At 37.7% G+C, this 18,334-nt stretch carries 16 protein-coding genes; 8 read left to right on the plus strand and 8 right to left on the minus strand.

Annotated elements, in window-relative coordinates:
- Positions 1-331: 331 nt before the first annotated feature.
- The 3 genes from H5087_RS07030 to H5087_RS07040 all read left to right on the plus strand — a co-directional run bounded on the left by H5087_RS07030 (position 332) and on the right by H5087_RS07040 (position 4,609).
- Positions 332-1,435: an endonuclease/exonuclease/phosphatase family protein gene (locus H5087_RS07030; RefSeq protein WP_182671653.1), complete on the plus strand. Its 1,104-nt coding sequence runs from the start codon at positions 332-334 to the stop codon at positions 1,433-1,435.
- Positions 1,436-1,612: 177 nt separating this feature from the next.
- Positions 1,613-4,000, plus strand: a complete 2,388-nt coding sequence (locus H5087_RS07035) for a GGDEF domain-containing protein (protein WP_182671564.1) — start codon at positions 1,613-1,615, stop codon at positions 3,998-4,000.
- A 189-nt stretch (positions 4,001-4,189) separates the two neighbouring features.
- Positions 4,190-4,609, plus strand: a complete 420-nt coding sequence (locus H5087_RS07040; protein WP_002963227.1) for an MAPEG family protein — start codon at positions 4,190-4,192, stop codon at positions 4,607-4,609.
- Between the two features lie 127 nt (positions 4,610-4,736).
- Here the strand turns inward: H5087_RS07040 and H5087_RS07045 are convergent, their stop codons facing one another.
- Positions 4,737-6,584, minus strand: a complete 1,848-nt coding sequence (locus H5087_RS07045; protein ID WP_182671565.1) for an ABC transporter ATP-binding protein — start codon at positions 6,582-6,584, stop codon at positions 4,737-4,739.
- Between the two features lie 97 nt (positions 6,585-6,681).
- On the minus strand, positions 6,682-7,518 hold the full coding sequence (locus H5087_RS07050; protein ID WP_182671566.1) for a hypothetical protein: 837 nt from the start codon (positions 7,516-7,518) through the stop codon (positions 6,682-6,684).
- A gap of 244 nt (positions 7,519-7,762) precedes the next feature.
- Between H5087_RS07050 and H5087_RS07055 the strand changes: the two genes are divergently transcribed.
- Positions 7,763-8,167 carry a GFA family protein gene (locus tag H5087_RS07055; RefSeq protein ID WP_182671567.1) on the plus strand — a complete coding sequence of 135 codons (405 nt, stop codon included), beginning with the start codon at positions 7,763-7,765 and terminating at the stop codon, positions 8,165-8,167.
- Between the two features lie 6 nt (positions 8,168-8,173).
- On the opposite strand, the gene H5087_RS07060 is transcribed toward H5087_RS07055, so the two are convergent.
- Positions 8,174-8,971 (minus strand): hypothetical protein, encoded by a 798-nt coding sequence (locus tag H5087_RS07060; RefSeq protein ID WP_024594954.1) that lies wholly within the window; start codon positions 8,969-8,971, stop codon positions 8,174-8,176.
- A 149-nt stretch (positions 8,972-9,120) separates the two neighbouring features.
- On the opposite strand from H5087_RS07060, the gene H5087_RS07065 reads away from it, so the two are divergent.
- From H5087_RS07065 to H5087_RS07075, 3 genes are all read left to right on the plus strand, one after another.
- Entirely contained in the window at positions 9,121-9,534 is a 414-nt protein-coding gene (locus H5087_RS07065) for a hypothetical protein (protein ID WP_182671568.1), read from the plus strand.
- Positions 9,535-9,708: 174 nt separating this feature from the next.
- On the plus strand, positions 9,709-11,112 hold the full coding sequence (locus H5087_RS07070; RefSeq protein ID WP_182671569.1) for a M28 family peptidase: 1,404 nt from the start codon (positions 9,709-9,711) through the stop codon (positions 11,110-11,112).
- Between the two features lie 117 nt (positions 11,113-11,229).
- Positions 11,230-11,676: a DUF4826 family protein gene (locus tag H5087_RS07075; RefSeq protein ID WP_182671570.1), complete on the plus strand. Its 447-nt coding sequence runs from the start codon at positions 11,230-11,232 to the stop codon at positions 11,674-11,676.
- A gap of 62 nt (positions 11,677-11,738) precedes the next feature.
- Here H5087_RS07075 and H5087_RS07080 read toward each other — a convergent pair whose 3' ends face one another.
- From H5087_RS07080 to mnmA, 5 genes are all read right to left on the minus strand, one after another.
- On the minus strand, positions 11,739-12,197 hold the full coding sequence (locus H5087_RS07080; protein ID WP_182671571.1) for a GNAT family N-acetyltransferase: 459 nt from the start codon (positions 12,195-12,197) through the stop codon (positions 11,739-11,741).
- A 154-nt stretch (positions 12,198-12,351) separates the two neighbouring features.
- The gene (locus H5087_RS07085) at positions 12,352-13,509 is read right to left on the minus strand and encodes a cupin domain-containing protein (protein ID WP_182671572.1); all 1,158 of its coding nucleotides are present in this window, start codon (positions 13,507-13,509) and stop codon (positions 12,352-12,354) included.
- Between the two features lie 87 nt (positions 13,510-13,596).
- Positions 13,597-14,967, minus strand: coding sequence for an adenylosuccinate lyase (gene purB, locus H5087_RS07090; RefSeq protein ID WP_182671573.1), 1,371 nt, complete (start codon positions 14,965-14,967; stop codon positions 13,597-13,599).
- A gap of 31 nt (positions 14,968-14,998) precedes the next feature.
- A complete protein-coding gene (gene hflD, locus H5087_RS07095) occupies positions 14,999-15,601 on the minus strand; it encodes a high frequency lysogenization protein HflD (RefSeq protein ID WP_182671574.1) in 603 nt (200 codons plus the stop codon).
- The gene (gene mnmA, locus H5087_RS07100) at positions 15,601-16,701 is read right to left on the minus strand and encodes a tRNA 2-thiouridine(34) synthase MnmA (protein ID WP_002962705.1); all 1,101 of its coding nucleotides are present in this window, start codon (positions 16,699-16,701) and stop codon (positions 15,601-15,603) included. The genes hflD and mnmA overlap by 1 nt, the downstream gene beginning before the upstream one ends.
- 361 nt (positions 16,702-17,062) lie before the next feature.
- Here mnmA and H5087_RS07105 point away from each other — a divergent pair, with 361 nt between their 5' ends.
- Positions 17,063-18,334 carry a sensor domain-containing diguanylate cyclase gene (locus tag H5087_RS07105; RefSeq protein WP_182671575.1) on the plus strand — a complete coding sequence of 424 codons (1,272 nt, stop codon included), beginning with the start codon at positions 17,063-17,065 and terminating at the stop codon, positions 18,332-18,334.

The following is an 18,334-nucleotide window of genomic DNA, read 5'->3' on the forward strand; positions in this document are numbered from 1 at the left end:
CTCGGCAATTGCTCCTGCATTGCTCTACCTTCTGCATCCATGCAGTCGTAAATGAGAATTTTTTAACACAGGTAGCGACACGTTTAGCCCCGCAAAATGATTAAGTATTATTGCGGATTGGTATAGAATAAAAGAGTGCATAAAATTACAATTAAGCTGGCTGATTTATTATGTAAACATTTAATAAAATGATAGTTTATAAGTAGGCAACACTTTCAACTTTACTTAGGCGAACCCCATCAGCAATCAATATCTTAAACAGTTAGATACAGATTTAAAAAGTGATGAATCTGGAATTATTAACACCCAACTAAAAATAGCCACATTTAACCTGTTTAACTATCTTGAGCCGCCCAATGCATACTATGAGTTTGAGAAAATTTATACCGCGCAGCAGTGGGCTAAAAAGCAGCGTTGGATTGTTGATTATTTAACAGAACATGCCCCTGATGTGATTGGTTTTCAGGAAGTGTTTAGTATTGACTCGTTAAAAGAGCTAGTAGGCGAGCAAGGTTATAATTACTTTGCTGTAGTTGATACGCCAGAGGTGATTGATGACTTTATTTATAAACGCCCTGTAGTGGCAATCGCCTCTAAATACCCCATAGTTGAAGTAGCAGCGGTTGAGCACGATAGTGAGCTTGCAAATGCGCTTGGCCTTAATAGTGAGTTTACTTTTAGTCGTAAAGTACTAAGAGCAACTATAACGCTGCCGCATATAGGTAATACCGATTGTTACGTGGTGCATTTTAAATCTAAGCGCCCAATGATTAATGTTGATGAGCATAATAAAGAGCTTACACCCGAGCAAAACATAATTGAAATTTTAAAAGCGAATGTAGCGGGTGGGTGGGGCTCAACTATTCAGCGTGGCAGTGAAGCTACATTACTAATGATACAAATGATTGCCCGTCGCGAAGCTACGCAACAACCCATGCTATTAATGGGGGACTTTAATAATGAACTAGCGGATGGCGTATTAAGCCATTTGCTGACAAGTACGCTACGCTTTGCGCCTGCATTTGATGCTAAAACCTACCTCGCTAAATATTGTTTAAATGATTCATGGGATTTGTTTGTTAAGTCGCAGCTAAGCGAAGATGACCTATTAAATGGTCGGGCAATGACTAGCGATGAAATAAGCGACAGTGAAAGCAATAGCATTTTTGATTTAGCTGATGAAAACGAAGCAAAAAATGTTAATGCAACTAAGCTTATGCCTTTAAGAGCACCAACACATTATTATGGCGCGAGCAGCTCCGTGCTTGATTATATTTTATTATCTTGTGAGTTTGATGCCAGCTACCTTGGCAGTTTTTTTGAGGTGATTGAGTATAATACTTATGATCGTCACTTAATTAACCCCGAATTTGAGCGTGATGATTTAAGTACCGATCATGGTATTGTGTTAGTTACACTAAAACTAAGAAGCTAGGCTTGCTCTATGCATAATTATGCTAAAATTATAAATTAAAAGTATTCATATAGCAGCAATACTTGATGTATTGCGCCGGTTTGTATATTTTATCATCAGCCTTTTGAATTGTATTAATAATAAATTACTAAAATGGTAAATATGGAATTTTATACCTACTTGAATCATAAGCGAAATATGGATTTACCTTCGCAAATACATAGTTTCATTGTAAAGCGAATTTATAATTTTACATTTTTAGTGAAAGCTTTGCTTTTTGCTTTGTTTGTTAGCTTAAACAGCGCTTACGCACAAGAAACCACCTCATACAATTTAACTAATGAATCTAATGCAGGGCTGCTAAAAAGAGCTGAATTACTTATAGATACTGACGTTATAACAAGTATTGAACTAAGTAAGTCGTTGTTGTCACAAGCGCAAAGTGCTGATGACACGTTACTCAGCGCAAAGCTACATAACTTGCTAGGTAGGGCGAATAAAAAGAATAACAATATTAATGAATCTCTCGAGCACTTTTTACAATCCTCTGTTTACTACAGCAAATTAAATGATTCACGAAACCAAATAAAGGCATCTATTAATTATATAAATATATTATTAGAAGAAAAACGCTATGACGAACTTACTACCCGCATTGAAACTTTATTACCAACAACCCTTGTGTATGGCGATGACTTTTTTATAGCGCAAGTGCTCCTTACTAAGGGGGATTCGTTTTATGAACAAAAAAAGTACAATAACGCGAACGCGCAATATACATCTGCTTTAAAATACCTTGTTGACGAAGACGAATTAATACAAAGACAGTTAGGTGAAACGTATAAAAAATTAGCTCAGTCGTATAAACGCCTCAAAAATAGAGAGCAAACGGCTCACTTTTATACAAAAGCTTTAGAGGTATATTCTAATTTAGGTGATTTAAAGCTAATGGCGCGTACTTTAAATACACTAGCAGAAGCCCACCGTTATTTAGATAACTTAGTTTTAGCCCTTGATTACTCCACTCGCGCATTAGAAATACATAAAGACATTGACGATCCTGTTGGCTTTGCTAAGGCATTACTAGGGGCGGGTATTATTTATCGTCATATAAATCTTTATGAAAAATCACTTGAACATATAAATGAGGCATATTTATATTATAAAAAAGTAAATAACATGCTTGGGATTGCTAAAACATCAAATCAAATGGGACTGGTATATACACGATTAAGGCAGTTTGATCAGGCCGAATTTTTCTATCAAATAACCATTGATTTACCAAAAGGTATGGTCGAGGAAAAAACGCTCGCTTCAGCTTTAAGAGAAATGGCTGTTATTAACCTCGAATCTGGCGACTTAGCATCAGCAATGCAATATGCTAAAAAAGCTTATATCACTTATAAAAACAAAAACCTTACATCGTACATTTCTACAACAGCACGTATTATTGGTAATATTTATCGTGCCCAAGGAAATAACAACAAGGCTATAGAGTATTACAAAGAGTCATTGTCGTTTGCCAGAGAAACAGGTGGTAAACTTTATGAGATAAAGTCGCTTACTGCGCTTGCGGGCATTTTAATTGGTATTGATACAAATGAGGCGATTACTTTACTGAAAAGGTCACTCGCTTTATCAACCGAAATAGATGATAAATTACATATGCTATATGCCTATCGTGAAATTCGAATAGCAGAAAAATTGCGTGGTCGTATAGAAGAGTCACTTCGTTATGCAGAAGAAGAAATAGCCCTAACCGATATTATTCAAAATGAAAGAAATGAAGATAAATTGGCGCTTGAAAAAGCACATTTACATTCGCACAAAATGGAAATAGAGCTTGAGACGTTAAGAGAAAAAGAAAAACGCCATCAGCTTGAGCTTGAAAAGAAAAATAATCAAATTGAAATCGCCGCCCAAGCTAGAGTTATATCAGAGCTAGAGCTTTCAAAGAATAAATACGCCAGTATTGCGCTCGCATTTTTATTAGCCGCTTGTTTAGCTATTGTATTACTGGTTTATAGAAGTTTTATTGCCTCTAAAAAACGTAATGAAGAGTTAGACTATTTGGCAGCAAGAGACCCTTTAACCAATTGTTATAACCGTCGTATTTTATTTGAGGTTATGAATCGCGACTTTTTGGATTTACCTCAGATTGAAGAGTACTGTATTTTAATGGTCGATATTGATCATTTTAAAAGCGTTAACGACACCTATGGGCATAGCATTGGCGACACAGTACTTTGTGGCGTAGCCGAACTTTTACAAGCTAATATACGTAAAAGTGATAGCGTGGCCCGTTTTGGTGGCGAAGAATTTTGTATTATTTTGCCCAACACAACTCAAGAGCAAGCAATACGTATAGCTGAGGCTATTCGTATTAAAGTTGAAAAAGCGACATTTGATGATATTCCTGTTACGTGTAGCTTTGGGGTTACGTCTATTAAATTTAAAGCCAGAACACCTTCTGAGTTGATTGAACAGGCTGATTTAGCTCTTTATGAGGCTAAGTCCTTGGGGCGTAATCAGGTAGCGTTATGGGATGCTTCGCTTGAAGAGTTTAAACTTTATAGATCGGAGTAAACCCAGCAGTATACAGTTTAGTTTTGATGTTATTTTTTAAAATTATAACAAGTAAATTTTATACAATGCTGTGTGTTACTTACATATGTAATTAGGCTTATTAGATTAACTCTTTTAATATCAGTGTATTAACTTAGGCTTTAAAATTGCAATCAATACTAAGTTAAAAACAAAACAAGGGATTTTATAATGACTGAAGTTGCACTTTCGGCCTATTTGGCATTTTACCTCTATTTAATTATGTTGCTTGTACAGTGGGCTGTGGCTACGTTTAGCAAAGCTAAAGAACCAAATGCTGTACCAGGTAAAATTGACGAGGATTTATCGCACGACAGCTTTATATTTAGAGCACATCGTACGTTTCATAATACGCTTGAAAACAGTGCATTATTTATAGGTACGGTGTTATTTGCGTTTGTAATTAATTATCAAAGCCCGATTTTTGCAATGTGTATTTGGGTGTATTTAATTGCGCGTTTAATTCACATGGCGCTGTACTACGCTATAGCAACGGAGAAAAACCCAAGCCCACGTAGTTACTTTTTTTTAATCGGCGTACTTGCTAATGTGGTTATGCTGATAATGATAGGGTTAAGACTAATCTCTTAATTTATAAAAAAGTTATAAAATTTATTTATAACGATAAAAAAAGCGAAGAGCCTCTAAGGCATCTTCGCTTTTTTGTTTAAAGTAGAAGCAGAATAAAACTACCTCTACTGTAAGGTAATATTAATGGCTAATCGACGCCTATAAATCCGCCTGTTTGGTGTGTCCATAGGGCTGCGTATATTCCACCCTTAGCGATTAATTGTTCATGAGTGCCTTGCTCAACTACGCCGCCGTCATCAAGTACAATTAATCTATCCATTTGTGCAATGGTTGATAGCCTGTGCGCTATGGCAATAACTGTTTTACCTGTCATTAAGTCATCAAGACTTGCCTGAATTGCGGCTTCTACTTCTGAGTCGAGTGCGCTGGTGGCTTCGTCGAGTATAAGTATGGGTGCATTTTTAAGTAGTACACGTGCAATAGCAATACGTTGACGTTGACCGCCTGAAAGCGTAACACCGCGTTCGCCAACTTGTGCATCAAAGCCTTTATTGCCTTTGCTATCTACTAAGTCGTTTATAAACTCAAGCGCCTTAGCTTGTTTGGTCGCGTTGATCATCTCATCGTGGGTTGCATCGGGGCGACCATACAAAATATTGTCTTTTACTGAACGATGAAGCAAGGAGGTATCTTGCGTTACCATAGCTATATATCGGCGTAGGCTTTCTTGGCTTACGTCTGTGATGTTTTGCCCATCAATTTTTATTGTTCCAGAGTCGGTATCGTAAAAACGCAGTAATAAGTTAACAAGTGTTGATTTACCCGCGCCAGAGCGACCGACTAAACCAATTTTTTCACCAGGTTTAATATTTAAGTTTAAACCGTTCATTACAGGGCTGCGATTAGTCTCGTTTTCAGCTTTGCCGTAGTTAAAGTGTACGTTGTTAAACTCAATAGCACCTTGGCTTACGTTAAGCGTATCAGCATTTGGTTTATCGGCAACTTCAATAGGGTTAGAAAGTGTTTTCATACCATCGGCTACGGTGCCAATGTTTTCGAACAAGCTGCTTATTTCCCACATGATCCACTGCGCCATACCGTTTAATCTGAGCGCTAAGCTGACAGCAACTGCAATGGCGCCGGCGCTAATTGCACTAAGTGACCATAAATAAAGTGATACAGCGGCAACCGAAAAAACTAATAGGTAATTTAAGCTTTGAATAACAAAGTTTAAGCTGGTTACTAAGCGCATTTGCTTGTACACAGGCTGTAAAAATACATCCATGCTTTGTTTTGCGTATTGCTCTTCACGCTGGGTATACGAAAACAATTTAATAGTTGAAATGTTAGTGTAACTATCAACAATACGGCCGGTCATTTCTGAGCGCGCATCGGCTTGTGAGCTGGCAATTTTTTTAAGGCGCGGTACAAAGTAAAGTTGCACGCAAATGTATAAAACCAACCAAACTAATAAAGGGATCATTAAGCGCCAATCGGCTTCGGCAACTAAAAATACCATTGAGCCAAAATAAACCACTATATACATTAATACATCGAGTAGTTTGGTCACTGTTTCGCGAACGGCTAAAGAAGTTTGCAGTACTTTGGTGGCTATTCTTCCTGCAAATTCATTTTGATAAAAGCTAACACTTTGGCGCAGTAAATAACGATGCGCTAACCAGCGAATTGACATAGGGTAATTGCCAAGCAATGCTTGGTGCAAAATAGCAGAATGAAAAAATACGACTACGGGCAATACTAATAGCAGCATGACAGCCATTTTAATAAGCTCTGACTTTTGCTCTACAAACAAGGTTTCGGGCGTGTAGGCTGTTAACCAATCAACAAGCTGCCCCATATAGCTAAATAAAGAAACCTCTAAAATAGCGAGCATGGCGGCACTGATTGACATAAGCAGCAACGACAGTTCCATTCCTTTGGTGTAGTGGCGACAAAAAGCAAATAAAGTCGAAGGCGGCTGAGTGGGTTGGTCCTCAGGAAATGCTTTTGTCATTTTTTCAAATAATCGATACATTTTAAAAACTTAAATGGCAAATAATGACGAGTATCATACCATTTAAGTATTTTTAAATGCAGTTTTGTAGGGTATTAATTATGAGTATTATTTTTATTTATTGCGTTGGGCTACTTAGGTTTATTCCTTCGCTCATGTATAAATCGTCATATCTGAGACCACCATTTCCGTAAGGCTTTTTTATTGGGCCTGTATTACAGTTTGCTAAAAAGTATATAAGAGGTTGTTCGCGCTTCATTCTAAATTGTGCATTTTTATATACCAGTGTTTGCTTTTTAAATTCACCACCTCTTACGTAAACATCATATTGCTGACCTTGCTCTGAGGCTGCTGCGTTATTAACAACGTACCATACGTCGTACCAGGTATTTGTTTGCAGAGGTTTAGCTGACTGTTTTGTAGTGTAGTTTTGAATGTTGCTATACCCGCTGTCGGTTTTAACCATTAAAGCGCCATCGTTTACAAGACCGTTTGATTCTGTTTTATCGGTTACGCGAAGTGTTGGCTCAAACGCATCGTACGCATGTTTATTAATTAACTCTGGAGTAAGATTACTCAGTCCAAAAGCATGATTATTAGGAAACGCAGCAACGTTTATACGTATATAAAATGTGTAGGTTTGACCAACTTCAACCGCTTGTGGAAGCTTTGTATAAGAAAGTGCTTTACGATTGCCAACAATACCATCGCGTGCGGGCTTTTTTAGTAAATAATGATTTGTTGATGAGTTTGCTTGTTCTGATTGTATAACCGTTATTTGTGGGTTTTTAACTTGTGGCTTAATTTCATTTTGGGTATCGACACTTTGCCAGTCACTAAGAGAGTTTTCAAAATTATCAATAAGCAGCCAATCGCTCGATGTGTTTTTGTGAATGTTTGAACACGCAGATAGCGCGCTGAATAAGCAAAGAATTAAAATGTGTTTGGAATGCATAATTGGCTCTCAGTAAATTTAGGTTTTTGGTTAACCAATTATTGTTTTGGCTATAACTTTAAGGTAAAGGTTATGTAACCAATTTAATGTTTTTATGTCAATCATTAAAAATAGGTATGGCGTGGTAACTGCACAAATATAAAAATTATTATTTCATTCAGAAAATTAACCAGTAAACTTATCCATTAAATCAACTCAGCAAATTTCAGCTGAGTATAAAACAATCTAATAGTTAGGATGTTATATGTATACGGGTTCGTGTTTGTGCGGTGAGGTAAATATTGAAGTGTCGGGCAGTATAACTAGCATTATTCATTGTCATTGTTCACTGTGCAGAAAAAACAGTGGGACTGCATTTGCAACCAATGGCTTTGTAAATACAGGTGACTTTACAATAACAAAAGGGCAAGAACGACTTAGTGAATATAGTTTTAAAGCAGGGCGCACACGTTATTTTTGTAGATGTTGTGGCTCGCCTGTTTACAGTAGCAACAATGATGACAAAAGCAGAATACGAATTCGTTTAGGAATATTCGATACCGATATTACTGAGCAGGTATTATCGCATAATTTTGTTACGTCTAAAGCTAACTGGGAGCAGCTCGAAACAAGCTTACCGTGCTATGAAAAACATGAACCTGGTCGATAAAGCGTTTTATTCAATGTGGTAAATGCTGTTAATACTTTTATAAAGGTCTGGCGCAAAGTTTATAAACACCGGTGAGTTTTGTATTTCATCAACGTTTATATGCATTAATGTTTGCTGGCTTAGTATGATGACTATATTTTTGTATTCGTTAAACTCTATTATCGCTAAGCACTTAAAGTGTTGTCTTAAAAGTACTAAAAGCATTTGCAGCTCTTGGCCTGTTTGTGGGTTTAAATTAATGATTACTTGCGTATTTTGCTCACTGCAGCGATTTATATTTTGCCAAAAGCTATCGCTGGTTAAAAAAGGCTGATGATATTCACCACTAAAAATATCGATAGTGATTACGTTAAAGTGATCAGTGCATTGGGTAATATATTGCTCGGCGCATTGTAAATAGCTGCTGTGCTTAATTGGTAACTTAAAGTGCTGGGCTGCAATTAAGGCAATGCTTGGGTTTATTTCTACCGTGTTAAATGTATTGATGGTGTTTATGTAAGGCGTATTACTTTGTAAGTGATACATAATTCGCTCAAACCCTGCCGTGCCTAAACCTAAATTTAATATATTTAGTGTATCTACTGGTTTAAGTAAAAATAACATCATACATTGGTTTACAGGCACTATTACTTGCTCAGGGTGTATAAGGTTCATAACGCCTTGAATTGTTATATCTTCATTGGTTTTTTGTGCAAGCGTTAACCAACGGTATTCTTTGTTTTGATACACGCATACTGGGCCGTATGCACTTTGCTGCGACTCAATAAGGTTACTTTTAATTGTATCTTCTTTTAGCTGACGCATAACTTAAACTATTAATGTATACACAATTACAGTGTGCCACGAAAATCGCATTTTTTTATAGATTATTGTGTAACAAGGTTTGTAATTTAACCTCTAAATATAATATTGTATTAGCAATTAATTACTTAGACGTTATTCAAGGATTGGAAATGGGGTTGATTCTAGGGCCTGCTGTTTTAGCGTGGTTTGCGGTATTTATCTATTCTTTACGATTAGGGTATGTGCTTATTTATAAAAATATGAGCGTGTTAACCACAGTGTCTACTTTTGCAATTAGTATTGTTGGTATGTTGGCTTTTATGACGTATGGATATAGGCAGTTTTTAAACAATACCTCTGTTTGGGCATTTGAGATCCCGAGTTACTTTTTATTTAGCAAAATAGCCTTTATAGGTGTATTGAGTGGTTTTTTACTTAACTACTATATTAATCCTGAAAATAGTTCGGAGTTTTTGAGCTGTTTAGCATTTGTATTAATATTTATGTTTTCTGCTGGTGTGCTTGCAAGCTTAGGAGGACATGAGGACTTTTTGAAAGAATTTGATATTAAAACTACTCATTAAAAGTATGCATAATAAATTTTGGCCCAGTACCTATAAAAGGTAGTGGGCTTTTTACTATCCTAATAACCTCTTGTAAATGCGCTTTAGCGTGATCCTTTCTACATCTACCTCAAATGTATTGCCATAAAACCTTAGTTAAGTAATGGTTACACTATAATAATTAGGAGCTAATAGATGCTTAAAACACCTTTGAAAATCACAACAACGTTACTTAAATTTACTGCAATTGCAGGCGCCTGCACACTTGCATTATCAGCACATGGGAAAACACAACTTCAATACACAGAACAGCAAAAATTACGTGATATAGCAGCTCAAGTATCAGCCGAACGTATTGGTAGTGACATTCAAACGCTGGTGGATTTTGGTACTCGCCATACGCTTTCAGAAACTAAATCGGATACTCGAGGCATTGGTGCGGCTAGGCGCTGGATAAAAAATGAATTTGAAAAAATATCCGCGCAGTGTGGCGGTTGTTTGGAAATTATTGAAGTAAAGGACACTATATCGGGCGAAAAGCGCATTCCTAATCCTGTTGAAGTGGTTAACATTGTGGCTATTCAACGAGGGTCAAGTGAGCCTAATCGCATGGTGATTATGTCGGGTGACATAGACTCTCGTGTAAGTGATGTTATGGACTTTACGAGTGATTCACCTGGGGCAAATGATAATGCATCAGGTGTGGCGGGAGTAATTGAAGCAGCTCGTGTTTTAAGTAAATACAAATTTAATGGCTCAGTCGTTTACGCGGCGCTTTCGGGCGAAGAGCAGGGTTTGTTTGGCGGAAAAATATTAACGGCTTATGCACAAAAGCATGACTGGCAAGTTCATGGCGTTTTAAACAACGATATGATTGGCAATATTACCGGTATTAATGGGGTAACTGATAATACAACTGCGCGTATATTTTCAGAAGGTACCCGTGTTGTAGAAACAAAAGAGCAAGCTAATACTCGGCGCTTTACGGGTGGTGAAGTTGATTCGGCGAGTCGAAATTTAGCTCGCTACATAGATACTATTGCTGACAGATACATTCCTAACTTAGATACAATGCTTGTATATCGATTAGATAGATTTGGCCGTGGTGGGCATCATCGTCCATTTAATGATGCAGGTTTTGCAGCAGTGCGTATTATGGAAACTAACGAGCACTACGATCGTCAGCATCAAGATTTACGCACTGAAAATGGCGTTGAGTATGGCGATACTATTGAAGGCGTTGATTTTGATTATACGGCTAAGTTAACTTCACTTAATGCGGTAACGATGGCATCTATGGCATGGGCGCCCGCACCGCCAAAAGAAGTTAAAATAAAGGGCGCTGTTACAGCTGATACGTCGTTTTCATGGCAACAAAGCAGTGATGAAAATATTGCTGGCTATAAAATTTATTGGCGTTACACGAGCGAGCCGCAATGGCAGTTTAGTAAATACGTTGGTAGGGTTTCACAGTACACACTTAAAAACGTAGTGATTGATAATTATTACTTTGGTGTAGCGTCTGTTAGTAAAGACGGTGTTGAATCGCCAGTAGTATTTCCGGGTGATGTGGGGTCGTTTTATCACAATATAAAATAATAGTTTGGCTAAAAACACAGCAAACAGAGCGCTTTAAGGTGCAAATGACCGTTTTATACTTGCACCTTATTTACTAAGCCCTTAGAGTGTTAAAAAAGAAGTAAAAGGTTAATAAAAATGCAGCAACAAGAAAAAAAGTCGTTAACAGCAAAAGAACAAGTTATAACTGATGAGCAAAGAATGCAGTGGCAACGCGAATGTTTTCAAACAGCGCAAAAGCATCTAGCTGAAAAGGGCATTATGCCAAAGTCAGTAGTTGATAAAGACAGTCGGTTTTTAGCACCACTTTGTGCAATGTGGAAATTTAAAGCACAGAACGGTAAAACATATTGGGTAGTAACAGGGCGGTTACCTACAGATCATGCTGAGGTAAGTGCAGCTACAGATGCTCGTGATGCAATGCGTTACTTTTCTTTGCAGTGGCAATTAAAAGCGGATCAGATTATGAGTACAGGCGCGCGTGATAAAACGCAGGTAGATTTTGCTAACTTACTTATAAATAGAGCACATGGCTTGTACGAAATGTATGATAATGAACCGCTGTGGGCAAATGAGGCAAAGTAACGACAGTTTGGGTTAAGTAAAAAAGTAGAGGGTGATAGCTTATTTATTGCCCTTTCCTTTATCTAATGGAGAAGTGTGAAGGGGGTTGTATTAAACGCTGAAACAGGGCATTGCATACGTTGCCTAGGAATTCCCGCCTCCATAAATACATTCCCTTGCTGAATAAAGCCATTTCGCTTAAAACGCTCTACTTCATTTAAAATACAATTAATGCTTACTTCTTCAATACCTTGTTTTGACGCTAATTCTACAATAAAGTTGAGAAGCGATTTATATACTTTGCGATTACGGTGCTCAGGTAATACAGCTATTCTGCCGATTAAGCCATCTTTACATAATCTACCTGTTGCTATTGGGCAGTTTGCATCGTCTGTAACAAGTACATGTAATGCAATTTTATCTAGGCTATCAAATTCGATGTGTTTGGGGATATGTAACTCGTAAACAAAAACTCGCTCTCGAATTTTTTGTAGCATATCTTTTTTTATATCCCATTCAACCTTATCAACCAGATAGCCCATTGCAAACTCCTATTGATACCAAATTAGAATGAGTAAGCAATCACAGCAAAATTATTTAAGCCAATATCAGATGAAAATTAAAAATTTTAACTGACCTGTATACATCATATTTTACGCTGAAAAATGCTCATCATTATTAATATAATTGGCATTATTACTCGTGGTCTATATTAAACCAGATCCCCTCATTAACAAGTGTAGTAAAAGTTTGAGTAAAAACTAAACTTGGATTTGTTAAATTTAATGCTGAAGTTTCAAACTCAGTATGATCGGTAAGTAGTTTTACCGCCGCTAAGTCGGTTAGCGGCATAGCGTAATTTTCGCCATTTACACTTAGTAAAACTTCTGTATCGAGTTGCTGATAAATAGCGCGTGTGCCGCCTAAGCGTTCAAACACTGTTTCTTCATCACTTAAATCATCGCTTATTTGCTCTGACGTAAATGGAGGCTCTACTGGCGCTAAATCCATTTCATGTTTGGGCTGACTAAGTGTTGAGCCTAACCATTGTTTAAATAAATCGTCATTTTCTAAAAGTGCTGCCATCAGTGTTTTAACTTTATCAACTTCAAGGCTTGTAAGTTCACCTTTAGATTTTCTTAGTGTGATGTTGTGATCGGTATAACGTTTTTGGCCGCTTTCGGTATCAATAATATGATCGGCAAAGCTCGATAATAAATCTTGTTGATTTGGCGCTCTAAAACCAACTGAATAATTGAGCGCGTTTTCTACGGCGTAACCTTCGTGAGGGCACCCTGGTGGAATATATAAAATATCGCCAGGCTCTAATATGCAATCAATTACGGCTTCAAATGCTTCTACTTGCAGTAATTTTTTGTTTTGAGCAAACTGCTTAAGGGTTGGATCGGGCAGCCCTACGCGCCAATGACGTTTGCCTTCGCCTTGAATAATAAACACGTCATATTGGTCTAAGTGTGGGCCAACACCACCATTAGGCGTTGAGTAGCTGATCATTAAATCATCTATGCGCCAGTTTGGAATAAATCTAAATGGCTCTAGTAGTTGCGCAGCTTCGCTATGCCAGTGATCAACTGCTTGCACGAGCAGTGTAGAATGATCGTCTGTTAACTGCTCAAAGTCTTCAAATGGACCTTGGTAGGTTTGCCAATCATTTTTATGATTAGTGATAATACGTGACTCTATGCTTTCTTCCATTGCGAGGCCGGCAAGTTCATTAGCATCAAGTGGGTCTTGAAAGTCTGCAAAACCTTGTTTGATTAAAAGCGGCTTTTTTTGCCAAAAATGGCTTAAAAACTCTTGCTCAGACAAATTATTTATTTTTAATTGATACATACATTATGCCTACTAGTTAGTGCAATGGGTTAAAACAAAAAAAGCGAAAGGATAATCCTTTCGCTTTTTAAAAGAGTAATTTAGTTTTTAAACTAAGTCATCAATAAACTCAACAGCACGACCAATGTAATTAGCAGGTGTTAGTTTTTTCATTTCTACTTTAGCGTGCTCTGGAAGGTCAAGACCATCGATAAAGTCAGCCATTATTTCTTGATTTACACGTTTACCGCGTGTTAAATCTTTAAGTTTTTCGTATGGCTTTTCAATACCATATTTACGCATAACTGTTTGAATCGGCTCGGCTAGCAATTCCCAGTTTTGATCAAGCTCGTCTGCTAAACGTTGCTCGTTTACTTCAAGCTTGCTCACACCTTTAAGTGTTGATTGGTATGCAATAATCGCATAACCCATACCTACACCTAAGTTACGTAATACCGTTGAATCGGTAAGGTCACGCTGCCAGCGAGAAACTGGTAATTTTTGTGCAAGGTGAGCAAAAATAGCGTTTGCTAAACCTAAGTTACCTTCTGAGTTTTCAAAATCAATTGGGTTAACTTTATGCGGCATTGTAGATGAACCAATTTCGCCCGCAATTGTTTTTTGCTTAAAGTGATTAAGTGCGATGTAACCCCACATGTCACGGTCAAAATCGAGCAAAATAGTGTTAAAACGTGCAATTGCGTCAAACAACTCTGCAATATAGTCATGCGGTTCAATTTGTGTAGTAAATGGGTTAAGTGTTAAACCTAAGCTTGATACAAATTTATCTGCGTGAGTATGCCAGTCGTAATCTGGGTATGCACTAAGGTGAGCGTTGTAGTTACCAACAGCACCGTTAACTTTACCTAGCATTTCTACTTGTTCAATTTGGTCGCGTTGACGCTTTAAACGCATGTATACGTTAGCAAACTCTTTACCCATCGTTGATGGTGTAGCTGGTTGCCCGTGCGTACGAGTCATCATTGGGATTGCTTTGTATTCAATCGCTTTTTCTTTAATTGCACTTAAAAGTTCATCGCAATAAGGAAGTAAAACCTTGTTACGTGCTTCGCTAAGCATTAAACCATGAGATAGATTGTTAATATCTTCTGAAGTACAAGCAAAGTGAATAAATTCATTGATTGCATGAAGCTCACTGTTATCGGCTACTTTTTCTTTTAATAAGTATTCAACCGCTTTAACATCGTGGTTTGTAGTGCGTTCAATATCTTTAACGCGCTGTGCATCAGCTTCGCTGAAGTTATCTACAATAGCGTTAAGTAGTGCATTTGCTTGCTCACTAAATGCAGGTACTTCTTTTATATCGCTTGCTGCAGCTAACGCTTGCAACCAACGCACTTCAACAATTACGCGGTATTTAATTAAGCCAAATTCGCTGAAAATACTGCGTAGTTCAGTGGTTTTGCTGCCGTAGCGACCATCCACTGGAGAGATAGCCGTTAACGCTGAAAGCTCCATAATAACTCCTAAATTTTAGTTTGAACGATAGTTAAATTTTTGTTTTAGCAATGGCGAGTATTTTTCTTTTTGAAAAGAAAAAGTGACGGCGTTTACCGCCCATTTGTCGCCATAATACTGCACTTCTAACACCGGCTAGTAATAGGGCACGGATTTTATTTTGAGTGAGCTGCTGTTTTAATAACTCGGGTTTACCATAAACCTGTATTCGGTGCCCAAGGGGGCTCAGCACCGACGAGTATATATCTGCTAAACCGGCAACAACGCTCTCGTCGGTAATAGCAAAATGATCTAAACGACGATGAATATCATCAATTCGTTTGCCTAATTCGTTTAAGCTCTTGTCGTTTGCATTTAGTGCACGCTCAAGCTGCATTAAACCACCTACGTACTTTACTATTTCAACATCTTTTTGAGCGCCTGCAGTAAGCTGCGCCATTAATGTTTTATAGCCATCACGCAGGTTATCTGTACCTTGATAAACGTCCTCTGGAGATTCAGGAGTTGTTTGAATAATACATGAAAGTAAGATTTCTAAATCGTGTTCGTTGTTGCTGCCGTATTGGGCAATTTTTTGAACTTGTTTAGCAACCTGGCACATGGCGGCAAGCGCCATGACTTGGTATTCATTCATTACTTAATCACCGAGTCAATAATACCACCACCTAAACACACATCTTCTGCATAAAATACGGCAGATTGACCTGGCGTAACTGCTTTTTGTGGTTCGTCGAATAATACACGAGCCATGCCGTCTTCACCTACAAGTAGGGTACAGCTTAAGTCTTCTTGACGGTAACGTGTTTTAACTGTGCAGCGAGTGGTACCTTTAGGGCCAACGCGGTCTACCCAATGTAATTGGTTTGCATTAAGACCATTACTGTATAGGCGAGGGTGATCTTTACCTTGACCAACAACAAGTACGTTACGTTCTAAGTCTTTATCAACTACGTACCATGGTTCACCAGAACCTTCCTTCATACCACCAATTAACAAGCCTTTGCGTTGTCCAAGCGTGTGGTACATTAAGCCTTCGTGCTCGCCTACGTTGTTACCGTCAGTGTCTTCGATAACGCCAGGTTGAGCTGGTAAGAACTTTTGTAAAAAGTCTTTAAATTTACGCTCACCGATAAAGCAAATTCCGGTGCTGTCTTTTTTATCGTGAGTGATTAGGTCTTGTTCTTCTGCTATGCGGCGTACTTCTGGTTTTTCGATATCGCCTACAGGGAATAACGTTTGGCCAATATGTTCATGGCTTAGGGTATATAAGAAGTAGCTTTGATCTTTATTGTTATCAAGCCCGCGACACATTACGTATTTGTCATCGCGAAGTTCACGGCGAACGTAGTGTCCGGTTGCAATAAAGTCAGCACCGAGTGCTTGAGCCGCAAATTCTAAAAAGGCTTTAAATTTAATTTCTTTATTACACATTATATCTGGGTTTGGCGTACGACCAGCTTTGTACTCTGCTAAAAAGTACTCAAATACATTATCCCAATACTCTGCTGCAAAGTTTACTGTGTGAAGCTCAATGCCTAATTTGTCGCACACGGCTTGTGCATCTTTTAAGTCATCAGCGGCGGCACAGTATTCATCATTGTCGTCTTCTTCCCAGTTCTTCATAAACAGGCCTTCTACTTGGTAGCCCTGTTGTTGTAATAAATATGCAGATACAGAAGAATCAACACCGCCGGACATGCCAACAATGACTTTAATGTGACTATTTTCGCTCATGAATAATTTCGCTTATACAGATTGCTGTTAACTTGGAAAGGCCGCGATTATAGCATGTATTTTGTTTGTGCTTAAAGAGCGTAGGGCGGCAAAGGACATAATTTGTCACTATTTTATTTGTATAACAAATAGCAAACTAGACTTAAACGCATTATCAGGCTGTAACTTTAGTAATATTAAAGTGATCTTTACTAATAAATTAAGACTATAGAATAATTCATGTAGTTATTGAGTTTTATTAATAGTATTTTCTTTCAAAACTACTAGGGTAAATATACACTTAATAAAAATAAAATAGTGGTGGGTATATGGTTGTAAACCATTTTAAAGCCGCTTGAAATATAGTCAATGGAATGAATATATGAATTATGCCTATCAAATAAACAAGATAAATTCTTTAGTCGAGCATTACACACAAAAATCTGATTTTGTGGATAGCGAATTACTTTCTAGCAAGACGACAGAGTTTAAAAAATCAGCCTATAATCTTTTTTATGAGTTAATAAAACTCAAAAACCCTCATATTTACCAAGAGCCAAACCATGTACATGAGTTATTTAGCTTAATAAAAGGTTCAACAGTTAAAAAGAACGTTGAGTTAAAGGTGCTTGAGCATTTAGAGCACTGGTGGCTTGAGTGGTATTTCGCTTTAGAAATGGACGAAAAGCTTAGTATAGAAAAAAATGATATGCCAATGAGTTACTTGCCTCAAAGTACACTCAACCCTATGCGCAAACATGAGATAAGCCACTACGCTAGGTTATTTACCGTTTTGCCAATGCCAGTATGTAATGTATGTGCTAAGACGGGCGATATTTTGAAAGTTAATCAACGTTTTGTAGATGTTTTTGGTTATACAGTAGAAGATGTGCCGAATCTTAAATCATGGTGGGAAAAAGCGTATCCAGATCCCCAATACAGAGCACTTGCAAAAGAGCTGTGGCAAGACTCACTTGAAAAGGCACTAAATAACAATAACGACATACCTGCAAATAACTATCGAGTGTCTTGTCGTGATGGTTCGCAAGTGATGATGGAAATTTCAGGGATTGATATAGGTGAAGAGTTTTTAGCTGTTTTTAATGATGCAACAGAGCGTTTAGAAGCAGAGGATATACTTAGGGATATGGCCTTTTTGGATGCATTAACCAAAATTGCAAATAGGCGTCGGTTTGATGAAAAGCTAACGCATGAGTATGAACGAGCAAAAGAATGCGAAGGCATGCTATCGATGATTATTATCGATATTGACCATTTTAAACAATTTAATGATCGGTATGGGCATGTAGCGGGCGATACATGTTTATATGACGTGGCTCAAAAAATTGCTTCAACGGTTAGTCGCCCAGAAGATTTTGTGGCGCGCTATGGTGGAGAGGAATTTGTTGTTTTACTTCCACAAACAGATAGGCAAGGAGCGCTGTTTATAGCAGAGCAAATACAAAAGGCTGTAGAAAGCTTAGCTATTGCTCACCAGGATAGCTTTACCGGATTTTTATCAATAAGTATGGGCATTAATACAATTAGCAACTATACAAATAGTAATGAAATCAGCTTTGTTAAAGCCGCTGATAACGCCCTTTATTATGCTAAAAAACAAGGACGTAATTGTATAGCGCTAAGCTCAGAGTAA

This window comes from Pseudoalteromonas sp. SR43-7, from assembly GCF_014163785.1.
In the GTDB taxonomy this organism is placed as follows: domain Bacteria; phylum Pseudomonadota; class Gammaproteobacteria; order Enterobacterales; family Alteromonadaceae; genus Pseudoalteromonas; species Pseudoalteromonas distincta.